Raw genomic sequence first — 16,420 nt, 5'->3', positions numbered from 1 at the left:
TGGCCACGCCAAGCCCAAGTTTTCGCTTCCCTCAAGGGGGAGAGTGGAACTTGTCAACTATCCAAGAACGACCGCAGCTTCCTTGAGCGGCTCGGGTGCTTGAGCTTCCTCAGCGCCTTGGCCTCGATCTGGCGGATGCGTTCGCGGGTGACCGAGAACTGCTGGCCGACTTCCTCGAGCGTGTGGTCGGTGTTCATGCCGATGCCGAAGCGCATCCTGAGCACGCGCTCCTCGCGCGGGGTGAGCGAGGCGAGCACGCGGGTGGTGGTTTCGCGCAAGTTCGCCTGGATCGCCGCGTCGATGGGCAGGATGGCGTTCTTGTCCTCGATGAAATCGCCCAGATGCGAATCCTCCTCGTCGCCGACCGGCGTCTCGAGGCTGATCGGCTCCTTGGCGATCTTCAGCACCTTGCGCACCTTCTCGAGCGGCATGGCGAGCTTTTCGGCCAGTTCCTCGGGCGTCGGCTCGCGGCCGATCTCGTGCAGCATCTGGCGCGAGGTGCGGACAATCTTGTTGATGGTCTCGATCATGTGCACCGGAATGCGGATGGTGCGGGCCTGGTCGGCGATCGAGCGGGTGATCGCCTGCCGGATCCACCAGGTGGCATAGGTCGAGAACTTGTAGCCACGGCGGTATTCGAACTTGTCCACCGCCTTCATCAGGCCGATATTGCCTTCCTGGATGAGATCGAGGAACTGCAGGCCGCGGTTGGTGTATTTCTTGGCGATCGAGATCACCAGCCGGAGATTGGCCTCGACCATTTCCTTCTTGGCGATGCGCGCCTCGCGCTCGCCCTTCTGCACCATCTGCACGATGCGGCGGAATTCGGCGATGGCGATGCCGGTCTCGGTGGCGAGGAACTGGATCTCGGCGCGCAGGTCGCGGATGCCGGAGGATTCCGCCTTGGAGAATTCCTTCCAGCCCTTGGCCGAAAGGTTCGAAATCGACTTCATCCAGTTGGGATCGAGCTCGGCGCCGTAATATTGCTGCAGGAAGTCCTCGCGCTTGACGCCGTAACTTTCGGCCAGGCGAAGCAGCTTGCCTTCGTTCTGCACCAGGCGCTTGTTGATGTCGTAGAGCTGCTCGACAAGGTTGTCGATGCGGTTCTGGTTGAGCGACAGCGACTTGACCGCCTTGATCAGCGCGTCCTTGAGCTCCTTGTAGCGGCGCTCCTGGGCGGGCGACAGCGTGCCGGTGGCGGCAAGCCGGGCCTCGACCTGCTGGTCCTGCAGCTTGCGGAGCTTCTTGTAGGTCTCGGCGATCAGGTCGAGCGTTTCCATCACCTGCGGGCGCAGTTCGGCCTCCATGGCCGCCAGCGACAGGTTGGATTCGTCGTCGTCCTCGTCGTCCTCCTCGAAGCGCTGCTGCTCGCCGCCGACATTGGTGATGTCGTCGGCTGACGCGCGCTCGGAGCGGACGCGCTCCTTTTCCTCGGCCACCTTGCGGTCGGCCTCGATCTTTTCCGGGCTCTGGAACTGCGGCGCGGCCTTGGCCTCGGGACCGGAATAGGTGGTCTCCAGGTCGATGATCTCGCGCAGCAGCGTCGCGCCCTCGTTGAGTTCCTCGCGCCAGATGATGATGGCCTGGAACGTCAGCGGGCTTTCGCACAGACCCGCGATCATGGTCTCGCGGCCGGCCTCGATGCGCTTGGCGATGGCGATTTCGCCCTCGCGCGACAAAAGCTCCACCGAGCCCATCTCGCGCAGATACATCCGCACCGGGTCGTCGGTGCGATCGGTCGGCTCTTTCTTCTTGGTGGCGGCAACGGCGGTCGACGAGGCGGTGGTGATCTCGCCGCCTTCGCTTTCCTCCTCGTTGTCGGAATCGCTCTCGGCCGGCGAATCCTCGCTGGCTTCGTCCTCCTCGACCACATTGATGCCCATGTCGGACAGCATGGCGAGAATGTCCTCGATCTGCTCCGAGGTTACCTCTTCCGACGGCAGGACGGCATTGAGCTCGTCCATCGTCACATAACCCCGTTTCTTCGAGGTCTTGATCATCTTCTTGACGGCGTCATCCGACAGATCGAGCAACGGACCGTCAGTGCCGGTCTCGCGTTCGGTCTCGCCGTCTTCGGCTGCTTCTTTAACCTTGCTTGCCATGGGCAGTCACTTTCCCGATCGTCTTCATTCGGTTGCTTCGTTGCCGCGTCGTCGGCCAAGGCCGAACCACCTTCGTTCAATCCACGCCGGCGGGCGCACGCGAATCATCAAGATCGTTGTGGCGTATGGATACCTAATTCCCTGTTAACCATGCCGCCCGCAGGCCCGATTTGCCGCAGCATCGGCATGAATTTGTGCCAAGCCGAATTTTCCCACGGAAAACCGGGGCTGGACACCATCTTCTCACAGAAGGTGATTCCCACAAAAAGCCCGTCCGTCAAGGTTTATCGGTGAAAAACCCGAGAGAGTCCGCGATTCAGCCATATATACCGACTTTCCGCAGGCTCCGGCCTGAGCGTTGATGTAGTGCCGCCCGACACAAGCGCAAGGGGCGCGCCGCAAAGTGCGGCCCTTTTGGGCAGGAATCAGCCCTGGCGGGACATTTCGCAGCGGCCGCCGTTCGGCGGAGTCAGGCGGGCAATGCATCCAGCTTGTCGGCTATTGCCTTTTGGAGAACCGGCAGCGCGGCGTTGACCCTCTCGATATTGCGGGCCGCCTCCATGCTGGCGGTGTAGGACGCGTTGTCATCATCGCCCACAGCCTTGGCGGATTTCAGCGTGGCATCAAGCCCTGCCAGTTCATCGGTCCATTTCTGGATGGACCCGTCGTCGGCTGCCACTGCCTTAGCGTCGCCCTTGCTGGCTTGCGCCAGCCGCTTCTTGTATTCTTCCAACCGGCTCCTCGCCGTGCTCAGCGCCGCCTCCGGCTTGCTCGACTCGGCGAGTTCACGCAGTCGCTTGAGCGCGTCGGTGCGAACGACGTTGGCCGGGTCGGCGGCGCCGGCGTCGCTGCGGGTGGCGAAGTAAAAACCGATCATCGCCGCCAGGATTGTCGATACCATGGTCAGCGTCTGCTTGGAGATGTCGTCGGCGACGGAATTGTCGACCTTCGGGTAGACCACGATCCGGAACTCGGGGCCCGGCGATGCGGTCGGCGCAGTGTCGCCCTGCGTTCCTGCAGCCTCGACCGGAGGCACTGCGCCGGCGTCGCCCAGCGGGCCAACTCGCTCGATCGCGACGAGCGCATTCCCGCCCTGGGTGGCGCGGATATCGCGGGCCAGGTCCTGCGCTGTCTTTTCGTCCTGGACAGTCTGGAGCAGGATGCTGCGGGCACTGTAGCCGGTGCGATTGTTGGAGCCGGTGAGCAGGAAGGACGACAGCACGCCCACCAGCACGATGAAGGCGATGGTCAGGATGGCCCGCACCGAGCCTTCCGGCAGGCCGAAGGGCTGGCGGCCGTCGAGCATGCCGATCCGCGAAGCCGACAGGGTGAGGATGTTCATGATGCCGATGAAGACGACCATGCCGAGCAGGATCAGGCCGGCGAGAGTGCCGAAGCCGCTGCTGGAGTGGTCCTGGGCGGGCTGGAAAATCCAGAAGAGCAGGCCGAGAAGGACCGTCCCGCCAAGGATGATCAGAATGAACATGGCACTAAAGGGGATGCCATCCGCCCGACCGGCATTGAGCCGAAGAATCTCGACGTCGCGCTTGATCAGCGAACGGAGCAAAGGCACCAGCAGCGCCACCACGACAAGGCCGACGACGATCGCGATACCAAGCGTCCGCGTTGTTTCAGATTCCCACATTCCCACCCCTCCCCCGAGATCGTAACCGGCAGATTTGCCAGAAAATCACAAAAGACACCCAGAAATGCACTGCTTCAAAGAAGTTAATATCTATATCAATACATGAAGCGACTCAATATGAATATTTGACAGACGGTTCAAAGCTGAACGAATTCAATACATACCAGGCTGGAAAGGCATCAACGCAGTATAGCGCATGCGAGCCGGGGGCGGCATCGGGCTGCGTCACGGTCGGGGTCCATGCCTGACCAGGTCATCGGTGCGGTTAAGACGTCTGCCTTGCGGCGCCGGCCGCGGCTCAACCCATGCCGCCGGAGCCCTTCTTGGCGCGGCCGGAGAGCACGCCGAAGCCGTCGATGATGGCTTCCTGGTTCTCCAGCCGCACGATCTCGAGCTGCACCTGCTGCAGCGCCGCAATGATGGCGTAGCTCTCCTCCACGTCCTCGCATTCGGCGATGTCGCGCTCGAGCTCGGCCTTCTGCCATTTCAGCGCGCGGGTGCGCTTGTGCAGGGCCAGCGCCTGGCTGTAGCCCTCGCGCGCGTCCTCGGCGGCGGCGAGCACAGTGGCCGTCCAGATCCGGGCATTTCGCACCTGCTGCTCCAGCCGCTCGATCAGCGGCCCGTGGCCGGCCAGCTCGATGGCGGCCATCAGGTGCTCGCGGTCGAGCCGGCCGCCCGCCGACGCGGTGTCGAGCATCGCCTGCCAGATCCGGGTCAGCGCCTTGTCGTCGAACTCCAACGTCGCCAGCTCGTCGAACTCCTCGTTGAGCATCTGCGGGTGGTTGGCGACCGTCATCACCAGCACGGTCTCGCGCAATGCCGGCAGCTCGGCATGACCGCGAACCATGGCGGATTGTGCCAGCCGGTCGGTGATCGTGACGTTGCGGTCCGGCGCGCGGAATGCGTCGCGCGCGCCTCCCTGACCGCCCTGGCGGCGCGGCTGGCGCTCCTGGCCGCCCTGGTTGCGCTGACGCGGCCCCGGCCCGCCGAAGAAAGCGCGCATGCGCTCGCGCATGTCCTGCTGGTAGTGAAAGCGGACGCTCTCGTCGGCGATCGTGCCGGTCACCTGCCTCAGTCGCGCCTCGAGCTCGGCGCGGCTTTCGGGGGTCTCGAACACGCCGCTGCCGGCCTCGCGGCTCCAGACCATGGCGGCGAGCGGTCGCGCCGCCTCGATCACCTGGTCGAACGGCTCGCGGCCGTCGTGGCGCACCAGGTCGTCGGGATCCTTGCCCGGCGGCAGGACGGCGAAGCGCACCGACCGCCCCGGCCCGATATGCGGCAGCGCCAGGTCGACGGCGCGGGCGGCGGCGCGCTGGCCGGCCTCGTCGCCGTCGAAGCAGAGCACCGGATTGGGCGTGATCCGCCAGAGAAGCTTGAGCTGGTTCTCGGTCAGCGCCGTGCCGAGCGGCGCGACCGCGTTCTCGATGCCGGCCTGGTGCAGCGCGATGACATCCATGTAGCCCTCGACCGCAATCAGCGTGCCGTCATTGCCCGCGGCGCGGCGGGCGCGGGCGAAATTGTAGAGCACATTGCCCTTGTGGAAGAGCTCGGTCTCGTTCGAGTTGAGATACTTGGCCGGCGTCGTCTCCGACAGCGCCCGGCCGCCGAAGGCGATGACGCGCTCGCGCGAAGACAGGATCGGAAACATCACCCGGTCGCGGAAGCGGTCGTAGCTGACCGGGATGTCGGGGCCGTGCACCACCAGGCCGCAGTCCTCGATCAGTTGCTTCTCGATGCCCTTGGCGGCGAGGAATTCCTTGAGCGCGTTGCGGCTGTCGGCAGAGTATCCGAGCCGGAAGGTGGACAGCGTGCGTCCCGACAGGCCGCGGTCGCGCAGATAGGCGCGCGCCCTGGCGCCGATGGGCGCCTGCAACTGAGCCTCGAAATGCGCGGTGGCCAGTTCCATGACGTCTTCCAGCGTGGCGCGGCTCTTCTCGCGCCGCTCGGCCTCGAGGTCTGGGGCCGGCATCTGCACGCCCGCCATGCCGGCGATGCGCTCGACGGCCTCGGGAAAGCTGAGGCTTTCGATTTCGGTGAGGAACCTGAAATGATCGCCCGAGACCGAGCATCCGAAGCAGTGGTACCGGCCCTTCTTGTCCTCGCAGTGAAAGCTGGGCGACTTCTCGCCGTGGAACGGGCAGCATGCCCACCAGTCGCCGCGCGAGGTGTTGGTCTTCTTCTTGTCCCACGTCACATGCCGGCCGATCACGTCCGAGATCGGGACGCGCTCCCTGATTTCGTCAAGGAATGACGGGGAAAACCGCATTGCGACAAGCACCTCCGACGCGCTGGTTTGGGGATCAGTCCTCCATATAGGCCCGACAGCTGCCATTGGCCAAGGGCGAAAGGAGAGTTCACGGCTTCGCCGCGGCCCGCCGCAACCGGCCGGTTCGTTAAAATTGCAGCATCCGCGGCAATCGCCGCTTCATCCAACGCTGCTAATCAAGAGATTACGCACTCGGTCGCAGCACGACCGACAGGCATGATGCCGCAGCGGAGCGTCACAGCATGTCGCCTCTCCACAGCACCCTGCCGGCCGCCGATGCTCCGCGTCGCGGACCCTCAACCCGGAAATCCGCGCATGTCATCCGCTCCAGCCGACTATGGAAAAGGCCTCAACAGCACCCGCATGCGCCTGTCGCTGATCTTCGCCGCCCTGGGCGGGCTTGCCATGGTGCTGACCGCTCTTCCGGGATGGCTCGGGCACGAGATTCCGCAGTTCCAAGTGCGGCTCGGCCTGGCGGCCCTCAGCCTTCTGATCTGTGCAGCGCTCATGCACAGGATCAGCGCGGGCCTGACGGGGCCGATCCGCGACCTGACCGACGCCGCCCGCCAAATCGCCGGCGGCAATCTCGACACCGACATCTCGGTCGACTGCGCCTGCGACATCGGGCTGCTGGCCGACAGCATGCGGACCATGGTGAGGCGGCTGCGCCAGGCCCATGCGAGGATCACCGATCTGGCCAATTTCGACCCGGCCACGGGAATTGCCAACTGGCATGTCCTGGTGCACGGCCTCGACGCGCACATCGACAGCGCGCCGTCCGCCGCGGGCTCGGTGTTCTTCATCGACGTCGTCGAGCTGCGCCATGTGCTGGAACGCTACGGCCATGATTGCGGCGACCAGGCGATGCGGATTATTTCCGAACGGCTGCTGGCGGTCACGCCGATGGCGACGATCGAAGGCAACCGCGTCAATGCGGGCAGGCCCGCGGGCCGGGGCGGCCCGATCCTGGCCCGGATCGGCATGAAGGATTTCGCCCTGCACATGCCTGGTCTTTCAGATCCGGACGGCATCAGGCGCCTGGCCTGCGCCATGCATGCGGCTATGGTGGAACCGGTGGCGGTCGAGGGGCACAGGATCGCGCTGACCATCGGCGTCGGCATCGCCTCCTACCCGCTGCATGCAGGCAACGGCCGCTTCATCCTGCGACGGGCGGCGCTTGCCCGCAGCCAGGTGCTGGCAAATCCCCGGCTGGCGGGAACATGCGTTCTCGATCAGCCAATGCTGGACGTGCTGCTGCAGGCGGAAGCCACCGAGCGGGAACTGCGGGAAGCCGTCGCCAGAGGCGAACTGGAAGTCTACTATCAGCCCAAGGTCGACGCCCTCGACTGGTCGCTTGCCGGCGTGGAGGCGCTGGTGCGCTGGAACCATCCCCTGCGTGGTGTCATCGAGCCCGGCGAGTTCATTGCCATGGCTGAGCGGACCGGCATCATTGTCGACCTCGGAATGTTCGTCATGGAGAAATCGGTGCGCCAGTGCGCGGCATGGACGGCCCTGGGCCGGGCCATCGAGGTCTCCATCAACGTGTCGCTGGAGCAGTTCCAGCAGGCCGATTTCAGCACCACCGTCATCGAACTGGTCAAGGCCCACGGCTGTCCGCCGCAGCTGATCACGATCGAGATCACCGAGACCATCGCCAGCACCGACATCGCCATGGTCAGGGGACAGATAGATCCGATGCGGGAATTCGGCATCCGCTTTGCGATCGATGACTTCGGCACCGGCTACTCCAACCTGGCGCAGCTCGCCACCCTGAAATTCGACATCCTCAAGATCGACCGCTCGTTTGTCGCCGGCCTGGAGACCGAGGGCGCCGGCAAGGAGGTCTCCCGGTCGATCATCCAGCTGGGCAGGAATCTCGGCTGCCGCGTCGTCGCCGAAGGCGCCGAGACCATCGGACAGGTTTCAGCCGCCTCGGCTCTCGGATGCGACGAAATCCAGGGCTTCTATTTCGCCCGGCCGATGACGCTGGCGGCCTTCGAGGGATGGCAGCACAAACGCGGAGAAGCGACGTCTCCCAAGCAGGCCGCCGCCTCCGGCACCGACCATTCCACCCGGCATCCGGCGAGGAGCGGGACCACGATCACCGCCTCGGCTCCGGCATTTCCAGACAGAGCGGAAGTCGCTTCGTCGCGAAACACGGCGGCAGGCCGGTAGGCTGGAGCGCGCCGCGATCTGTCCGGAGAACGGCCTAGCTGAATAGTCCCATCCGGATGGCATGCACCACCGCCTGGGTCCGGTTGGTGCAGCCGAGCTTCTGGGTTGCCAGCGCCGCATAATGGTTGACCGTGTGCTCCGAGAGACCGGTGATCCTGGCGATGTCGTTGCTGGTGTTGCCTTCGGCCGTCCACTTGAGCACCTCGACCTCGCGCGGCGACAGGGCCGAGGTCGACGCCGAAGCGGTCAGGCTGACGCTGGCAAGACGCTCGACGACCAGGCTGGAAAACAGCGCAAGCGTGGCGATCTCGTCGGCGTCCAGCGCTTCGCGGTCGCCGATGAACGAAACGGCATGCAGCGATCCCTTGCCGTCGGGCACCGGACAGTAGATGCCGCTTGTGACCCCGTATTGCTGGAACATCGCCCGAACGGTCTCGAACAGCGGCCCGCGGCTCGCCTCGGCGACGGCGGCCAGATCCCAGATAAGCGGGGTGATCTGGCGGCGCAGCTGGTCGAGGATGGGACTGGTCTTGATCAGGTCGAGCCGATCGTATTCGGCGATCAGTTCGCGCGGCCAGCTCAACAGGATCGCCAGGCGCGAGAGCGACACGCTCTGCTCGAGCGCCAGCGGCGGCACCGCCAGAACCGAGAAATACCGGAAGCCGAGGCTGTTGCAGGTCTGGCGCAGGACCTGCATGGCATCGAACACCGAATGGATCGTTGCGATGGCCGCGTAGGGCGGGCGGGTCAGGAGTTGCTGGATCAATGGGACAAATCAATTCTTTGTTGGACTTCCGATGCACTGGCTCGGGCGACCGCGCCGGCCCGGCAGCGGGAAATCACTTCGGTGTCGGCGACCCCGAAACCTCGTGGAAATACCCGATCAGCTCGCCCGCGCCGACATCCCGATACCGGCCGCCAAAGACGATCTGGCGATAGCCCCCGGCGTCGTCGCCAAGCCGAAGCGCGGCGGAGAAATCGCTTCGTCCCACCGCCGCATCTTCGACCAGCCGACCCATGAGCTGCACATCCTGCGCGTGGTAGCAGCTGAGAGCCTGCTTCAGATTGATCGGTGCGGCACTAAACTCCATGCCGTGAATCCGGAATGTTTCGGCCGACCAGTAGAACAGCCCGGTGTCCAGCTCCGCCCGCCACAGGCCGAGCGGAAACAGGGTTCCGGCGATGTCGACGACGTCCGCCGCCGACACCGCGAAATCGGCGGGGGAATGCTCTGGAGGGTCGTTCCGATGGAGATTGCTGCTGAACAACGACGTGACGTCCGGATGGAAATGGCAATGAGGTCGGTGCTGGCGTCCATGCGACCGGACGGAGGTCGCGCCGCGCCCCTGTTACTGCAGCAGGCCCTTGACCATGCCGCAGGCCTTGGCGAAATCCATCCGGCCGGGATAACGCTCCTTGAGCACGTTCATGCACTTGCCCATGTCGCGCAATCCCTGAGCGCCGGTTTCGTTGATCACCGATGCGCAGAGCACGCGAACCTCTTCCTCCGGCAGCTGCACCGGCAGGAACTGCTTGACGATGCCGATTTCGTCACGCTCCTGCTGGGCAAGCTCAAGCCGCGCGGCCTGCTCGTAGATGAGGGCGGACTCTTCGCGCTGCTTGATCATCTTGGTCAGGATCTGCAGGATTTCGTCATCGCTGACCGGATCCTTGCCAGCCGTGCGGTTGGCGATGTCCCGGTCCTTGATGGCCGCAAGGATGAGGCGCAGGGTTGAAAGGCGACGGCTGTCCTTGGCGCGAATGGCATCTTTCAGCGACTCGGAAAATTTCTCACGCAGCATATGTGTTCTCTGGTCCCATGGTCCTGCCGTGGCGGTGCCGACGGCAGACGGATTGCTTACCCCCGTTTCAAGGGGCAGTTCAAGTGGATAATTCCCGGGACATCAAGGCGCGACCGATTGACCGCGCGACCCGGCTTGTCTATTTTCCTGCATCTGCATGACATGAACAGTCGGAACTGATCGCGCGCACACGGACGCGGATTCGACATCAGCAACACAAATGGCGCTGACGCTGGCGTTCTTCAAGGGGCAGCCCTGGAGCGCAGCCGACGGCCGGAACGGAGCGACCATGAGCACCCCTCCCTGGACAACCAAGAAGCCCACCGCGGTGCTGGTGTTTGCCGACGGCACCGTGATCGAGGGCACCGGCGTCGGAGCCACCGGCCACGTCCAGGCCGAGGTCTGCTTCAACACCGCCCTGACCGGCTACCAGGAAATCCTCACCGACCCCTCCTATATGGGCCAGATCGTCACCTTCACCTTCCCGCATATCGGCAACATCGGCACCAATGACGAGGACATCGAGGACCTGACGCCTGCGGCCCGTCACGGCGCCGTCGGCACGGTGATCAAGGCGGACGTCACCGAGCCGTCGAGCTATCGCTCGTCACGCCATTTCGACGCCTGGCTCAAGGCCCGCGGCATCATCGGCCTGTCGGGCATCGACACACGGGCACTGACGGCCTGGATCCGCGACCACGGCATGCCCAACGCCGTCATCGCCCATGATCCGGCGGGCAATTTTGACATCCCGGCGCTCAAGACGCTGGCTCGTTCCTGGAGCGGGCTCGAGGGCCTCGACCTTGCCAAGACCGCCAGCTCCGGCCAGTCGTCGCGCTGGGACGAGAGCGCATGGAGCTGGGGAACCGGCTACGGCCGTTCCGACGGCCGGGCCGCCCACATCGTCGCCATCGACTATGGCATCAAGCGCAACATCCTGCGCCAGCTCGCCGATCTCGGCTGCCGCATCACCGTGGTGCCGGCCGATACCACGGCCGCCGCGATCCTCGACCTCGATCCCGACGGCATCTTCCTGTCCAACGGCCCGGGTGATCCGGCAGCCACCGGCCTGTACGCGGTGGCCGAGATCAACAAGCTTGTCGAAAGCGGCATTCCGCTCTTCGGCATCTGCCTCGGCCACCAGATCCTGGCGCTGGCGCTCGGCGCCCGCACGGTGAAGATGCACCAGGGCCATCACGGCGCCAACCATCCGGTCAAGGACCACACCACCGGCAAGGTGGAGATCGTCTCGATGAACCACGGCTTCGCGGTGGAATCCGACAGCCTGCCGGAAGGCGTCGAGGAGACCCATGTGTCGCTGTTCGACGGCTCCAATTGCGGCCTGCGGTTGACCGGCAAGCCGGTGTTCTCGGTGCAGCACCATCCGGAGGCCTCGCCCGGACCGCAGGACAGCCACTATCTGTTCAAGCGCTTCATCAACATGGTGCGCGAGCGCCAGGGCGAACCGGCACTGGCCGAACGCTGAGCGGACCACGGTTGAACCCGGCCCGCCAATGAGACAGCGCCGCCCGACCCCGTCAGGCGGCGTTTTGCGTGATCGGCAGGAAGCGCTCGCGGCGGAAGAAGCGCCAGTTCAGCAACACTGCTGCGACGCCGAGGCCGAGCGCCAGGCCCCACCAGACTCCCCTGGCGCCGAAGCCAAGGCCGAAGCCCATTCCCCAGGCCACCGGCAGCCCCACCAGCCAGTAGCTGATCACCGCAATCAGCATGGGGACCCTCGTGTCCTTGAGGCCGCGCAACAGCCCGGCGCCGACCACCTGCATGGAATCGACGAACTGGAAACAGGCGGCGATGGCCAGCAGCGGCACGGCCATTGCAAGCACCTCCATCGCCTCGGGCTTGGTGTTGTCGAGAAACAGGCCGACCAGTTCGGAGGGCAGGAACCAGAACAGCAGCGCCGAGGCAAGCGCGAACACGCCGGAGATCGCCAGCACCACATGGGCGGCGCGGGCAAGGCCGGCATCGTCGCCGCGGCCATGCAACTGGCCGACGCGCACGGTGGCGGCGCTGGCCATGCCGAGCGGCACCATGAAGGCGATCGAACCCAGTTGCAGCGCGATGCCGTGGGCGGCGAGCGTCACCGTGCCGAGCCATCCCATCATCACGGAGGCCGACAGGAACAGGCCCACCTCGGCGATGATCATCAGCCCGATCGGAATGCCCATCCGCACCACATCGTTGAAGGCCTGCCAGTCGGGCCGCCAGAAGCGCACGAACAGCTGATGGGCGCGGAACTGCGGCACCCAGGAGGTCCAGACGACCAGCACGACGAGAATGGCGATGCTGGAGCCGAGCGAGGCGACGGCCGCGCCGCGGATGCCCATTTCCGGCGCGCCGAAATGGCCGAAGATGAAGGCATAGTTGAGCACGGCATTGGCCAGCGTGCCGGCCAGCGCCGACCACAGGACGATCTGCACCCGCGACTGCGCCGCGAAGAAGGCCCGGAACACAAGCGTGGCCAGTGCAGGCAGAATGCTCCACTGCGCCAGATGCATGTAATCGCCGGCCAGTGCAGCCAGTTCCGGCTTCTGTCCCAGGATAAGGAGGATCGCCTCGATCTGCCACATCACCGGCATGACAAGGGCCGAATAGAGGATGACCACCCAGAACCCCATCCGCACCGAGCGGCGCAACTGGGTGGAATCGCCCCTGCCCTCGGCCTGTGCCGCCATCGGTACCACCGCATGGGTGAAGCCTGCGCCGAAGATGAAGACGAAGAAGAATGCCTGCGTCGCCAGCACGCCGGCGGCAAGATGCTCGGTGCCGTACCAGCCGAGCATCACCACGTCGGTGGTGTTGATGGCGATCTGGGCGATCTGGGTACCCACCAGCGGCATGCCGAGCGCCAGCGTCGCCCAGACATGGCCGAGCCAGGACTGGCCGCGTGCCGCAGTGACGTCTGACTGGATCCCGATCGCCATGCCACATACCTCCGGACGCAAAAAGCCGCTTCCAGGTTCTCTGGCCAGCGGCATGCCGAAACCGGTAGAAGAAAGCCGGCAAACAGGCAAGGACTATCGCCCGCACAGAAGAAAGTCTGGCTGATCGTTCAGAAATATTGATGGGTGCGGACACCTCTGTCTCCGCACCCGGGAGCGGCCGATCTCCCCTGCCGACCGATCTCCCGGCATGGGGCGTGGCGCGCGCAGCTCTGCCTATTTGCTCTCGACGCGGGCCAGCGCTGGGGCATGAAGCGCCAGCGCCCTGCAAGCCTCCGCCCAGGCGCCGTCGCCGGGATAAAGCGCCGAGCGCAGATAGGCCCAGCTCATGCGCTGCGTCACCGCCAGGCGGTCCGGATCCTCGTCGTCGGTCTCCCTGGCGTCGTAACCGGCAATGCCGCCAAGGCCGTGCTTGCCGTCGACCAGGGTTAGGAGAGCGGTGCTTCCGGGGGCGCAGTGGTAGGGGTCGGTGTGCCAGTCGGCGCCGCGCACGGTCAGATGCGGGTTGACGTCGCTGTCGCCGGCGACCACCAATGTCGGCGTCGTCATGGTGGAGAAATCCGGGTTGAGGGCGGAATAGGTCTCGCGGACAAAATCGGTGAGGCTGTCGCCGCCGTTTCCGGGGGCGGCAAGCAACACGCCGGCGGTGATGCGCGGCTCGATCAGGCGCACATTCTGGGCGGTCTCATCCTTGGGATCGGTGAGCCCGGCGCCCAGCAGCATCCCGGCCGTCTGTCCGCCGGCCGAATGCCCCACCACCGCGACGCGGCTGCGGTCGAGGCGGCCGGCGATCGCCGGAACCATCGCCTCGATCTCATCCAGCCGGTCGAGAATGCGCGTCATGTCGGCGACCCGCGACCGCCAGAACAGCGGCGCGCCGGGCGCATCCGACGGCAGGCCGCCGACGCGTGAACTGGCATGCGTCGGCTGGATGACGGCAAAGCCGTGCTCCGCATAGAAATTGACCAGCGGCCCGTAACCGTCCTTGGAGGAGATATAGAACGACGGCCCGCCTCCATGGGACAGGAGGATGACGGGGAGGTCGTGGCCGTCGGCGGGGGCCGTGATCCGCATTTCCAGCGGCAGGCCGCGGTCCGGAGCCGGCAGGCTCACCGGACTGATGGATATCGTGACTGCCGCCGGACCGACGGGAATGTGGCGGGCGGCATTGATCAGGTTGTTCATGCGATGACCTCGTTTGCGGTGGCGGCACCGGCGTGGTGCGCCTATATGGATGAAAGTGGAACGGTGATCCGACGCAAGCGGATCGCCGTTCCGCTTGCAGGAACCATATACGGAACAAGGTTCCATTTATCAAGGGGAGACCGGACAATGTCATCCAGCCGGCGCGGAGCGCGCGTTTGACCCGCGGCGAGGACGGAGACAGCCTTCCCGAGCGCAATTTGCGCGCGGATGCGCAGCGCAACGAGGACGCGGTGCTGGAAGCGGCCAGGCAGGTCTTCGCCGAAACCGGCGTGGATGCGCCGGTGCGCGACATCGCGGCGCGCGCCGGGGTCGGGGTCGGCACGCTCTATCGCCGCTTCCCCAACCGGTCCGATCTGGTGGCCGCCGTCTTCCGCCGCGAGGTCGACGCCTGTGCCGCCGAAGCGGCAAGACTCTCCGCCGAGCATCCGCCCGCCGAGGCGCTGGTGCGCTGGCTCCGGCGCTACACCCGGTTCATCGCCACCAAGCGCGGCCTTGCGGCGGCGCTGCATTCCGGCGATCCCGCCTTCGAGGCGCTGCCGGCCTATTTCCGGGCCAATTTCGAGCCGGTGCTGACCGGACTGATGCAGGCGGCCGCCGCTGAAGGCGAGATCCGCGGCGATGTCGCGCCCTACGACCTGCTGCGGGCCATCGGCAATCTCTCCTCCGCAACGGGCGCGGACGGCGCAGCCCATGCCGGCAGCATGGTCGATCTCCTCATCGACGGCCTGCGCCTGGGCGCGGCTTCCAGAGCGAAGATGCCGGATCGCTGACGCCCGGCCCGGGGCCGGACACAGCCGCGGGGAGCGACGGCGTCCGGCCCCAAACATTCCGTTGCAAAGCGTGCGGCGCATTCCATAATGGGCCATGGAACCCATTGACCTGTCCAAATGGCCGCTCGTGCTCAACAATTTGAGCCACACGGTCGGCATCTACCTGTCCCAGCGCTGGACGCTCTACCAACTGCTGATCATTGCCGTCTGTTTCCTCGTCGGCTGGCTGGTCTCGCGCCGCGTCGAGCCGGCGCTCGAAGCCCGCGCGCGCCGGATCAAGGGCAAGCCGGGGCTGCTGCGCATCATCGTCGCGTTCATGCGGCGGAGCGAATGGATCGTCTTCCTGCTCCTGCTCGCAGCGGTGCGCGAAGTCCTGCTCGAGACCACCTGGCCGTCGCGAACCTACCTGTTGTCCGTGGCGCTGGCGCTCGGGGCGACCTGGCTCGCCACAGCGGTCCTCACCCGCATCGTCCGCAACAAGTCCTTCGCCCGGCTGATCGCGTTGGCGATCTTCGCCTACATCGCGCTCGGCATCCTCGGCTGGCGCGACGAGACCACGGTGATCCTTGACAGCATCGCCGTCGACATCGGCGATTTCCGCCTGTCGCTCTTGTTCCTGCTGCGCACCATCGTCATCACGGCAGTCTTCCTCTGGGTGGCGGGCTGGATCGGCAGTTTTCTCGAGACCCGCATCACCACCATGGAGGACCTGTCGCCCTCCTTCCAGGTGCTGGCCGGCAAGATGGTGCGCATCGGGCTGATCACCATCGCCTGCGTGCTGGCGCTGTCGTCGACCGGCGTCGATCTCACCGCGCTGACGGTTTTCTCCGGCGCCGTCGGCGTCGGCCTGGGCTTCGGCCTGCAGAAGGTGGTGTCCAACTTCATCTCCGGCGTGATCATCCTGGTCGACCGCTCGATCAAGCCGGGCGACACCGTGGAACTGGGCGACACGTTCGGATGGATCCGGGAACTGCGCGCCCGCTTCGTCTCGGTGATCACCCGCGACGGCCGCGAATACCTGATCCCGAACGAAGACTTCATCACCCAGCAGGTGATCAACTGGTCCTTCACCGACAAGCTGGTGCGCCTCGATGTCGAGTTCGGCGTCGCCTATGATTCCGATCCGCACCAGGTCTCGAAGCTGGCGATCGAAGCGGCCGGCACCGTTGCCCGGGTGCTCGATGCGCCGACTGCAGTCTGCTGGCTCACCGGCTTTGCCCACTCCTCGCTCGAGTTCAAGCTTCGCTTCTGGATCTCCGATCCGCAGGCCGGCCTCACCAATGTGCGCGGCCAGGTGCTGCTCGCGCTGTGGGACGCATTCAAGCGCAACGGCGTCTCGATCCCCTACCCGCATCGCGAGATCGTGCTGAGCAAGCCGGTGGAGGTGGTGCTCAAGACCGACCCCCACGGCGAGGCCCAGGCACCCGCGAAGGCCGTCCGGAGGAAGCCGGCTCCGAAGACAAAGCCCGACCGCGCCTGACCGCCGCCCGGCCG

General features: G+C 65.5%; 12 protein-coding genes. 4 read left to right on the top strand and 8 right to left on the bottom strand.

The genetic code is table 11. The features are described 5' to 3' along the window. Positions 1–53: 53 nt before the first annotated feature. The 3 genes from rpoD to dnaG all read right to left on the bottom strand — a co-directional run bounded on the left by rpoD (position 54) and on the right by dnaG (position 6,013). Entirely contained in the window at positions 54–2,102 is a 2,049-nt protein-coding gene (gene rpoD, locus DFR52_RS20960) for an RNA polymerase sigma factor RpoD (protein WP_110033972.1), read from the bottom strand. A 469-nt stretch (positions 2,103–2,571) separates the two neighbouring features. Further along, the gene (locus DFR52_RS20955; RefSeq protein ID WP_110033971.1) at positions 2,572–3,747 is read right to left on the bottom strand and encodes a hypothetical protein; all 1,176 of its coding nucleotides are present in this window, start codon (positions 3,745–3,747) and stop codon (positions 2,572–2,574) included. Between the two features lie 298 nt (positions 3,748–4,045). Then, complete coding sequence (dnaG, locus tag DFR52_RS20950) at positions 4,046–6,013, bottom strand: DNA primase (protein WP_110033970.1); 1,968 nt, start codon at positions 6,011–6,013, stop codon at positions 4,046–4,048. Positions 6,014–6,328: 315 nt separating this feature from the next. On the opposite strand from dnaG, the gene DFR52_RS20945 reads away from it, so the two are divergent. Further along, positions 6,329–8,188, top strand: coding sequence for a putative bifunctional diguanylate cyclase/phosphodiesterase (locus DFR52_RS20945; RefSeq protein ID WP_158285010.1), 1,860 nt, complete (start codon positions 6,329–6,331; stop codon positions 8,186–8,188). A gap of 34 nt (positions 8,189–8,222) precedes the next feature. Here the strand turns inward: DFR52_RS20945 and DFR52_RS20940 are convergent, their stop codons facing one another. The 3 genes from DFR52_RS20940 to DFR52_RS20930 all read right to left on the bottom strand — a co-directional run bounded on the left by DFR52_RS20940 (position 8,223) and on the right by DFR52_RS20930 (position 9,987). After that, entirely contained in the window at positions 8,223–8,954 is a 732-nt protein-coding gene (locus DFR52_RS20940) for a LuxR family transcriptional regulator (RefSeq protein ID WP_110033968.1), read from the bottom strand. 73 nt (positions 8,955–9,027) lie between these two features. Then, complete coding sequence (locus DFR52_RS20935; RefSeq protein WP_146215641.1) at positions 9,028–9,456, bottom strand: hypothetical protein; 429 nt, start codon at positions 9,454–9,456, stop codon at positions 9,028–9,030. Positions 9,457–9,537: 81 nt separating this feature from the next. Further along, positions 9,538–9,987, bottom strand: a complete 450-nt coding sequence (locus DFR52_RS20930) for a GatB/YqeY domain-containing protein (RefSeq protein ID WP_110034126.1) — start codon at positions 9,985–9,987, stop codon at positions 9,538–9,540. 292 nt (positions 9,988–10,279) lie between these two features. Between DFR52_RS20930 and carA the strand changes: the two genes are divergently transcribed. Further along, entirely contained in the window at positions 10,280–11,476 is a 1,197-nt protein-coding gene (gene carA, locus DFR52_RS20925) for a glutamine-hydrolyzing carbamoyl-phosphate synthase small subunit (protein WP_110034124.1), read from the top strand. Positions 11,477–11,528: 52 nt separating this feature from the next. On the opposite strand, the gene DFR52_RS20920 is transcribed toward carA, so the two are convergent. Next, on the bottom strand, positions 11,529–12,932 hold the full coding sequence (locus tag DFR52_RS20920; RefSeq protein WP_110033966.1) for an MATE family efflux transporter: 1,404 nt from the start codon (positions 12,930–12,932) through the stop codon (positions 11,529–11,531). 234 nt (positions 12,933–13,166) lie between these two features. Next, entirely contained in the window at positions 13,167–14,135 is a 969-nt protein-coding gene (locus DFR52_RS20915; RefSeq protein ID WP_110033965.1) for an alpha/beta hydrolase family protein, read from the bottom strand. A 176-nt stretch (positions 14,136–14,311) separates the two neighbouring features. Here DFR52_RS20915 and DFR52_RS20910 point away from each other — a divergent pair, with 176 nt between their 5' ends. Further along, positions 14,312–14,926, top strand: a complete 615-nt coding sequence (locus DFR52_RS20910) for a TetR/AcrR family transcriptional regulator (protein WP_110033964.1) — start codon at positions 14,312–14,314, stop codon at positions 14,924–14,926. Between the two features lie 94 nt (positions 14,927–15,020). Continuing rightward, positions 15,021–16,406, top strand: coding sequence for a mechanosensitive ion channel family protein (locus DFR52_RS20905; protein ID WP_110033963.1), 1,386 nt, complete (start codon positions 15,021–15,023; stop codon positions 16,404–16,406). The last annotated feature ends 14 nt before the right edge of the window (positions 16,407–16,420 follow it).

Origin of the sequence: Hoeflea marina, from assembly GCF_003182275.1 — a bacterium.
Classification (GTDB): Bacteria; Pseudomonadota; Alphaproteobacteria; order Rhizobiales; family Rhizobiaceae; genus Hoeflea; species Hoeflea marina.
The sequence above is the reverse complement of the archived record's forward strand: the minus strand, read 5'-3'. Positions and strand labels throughout refer to the sequence as shown.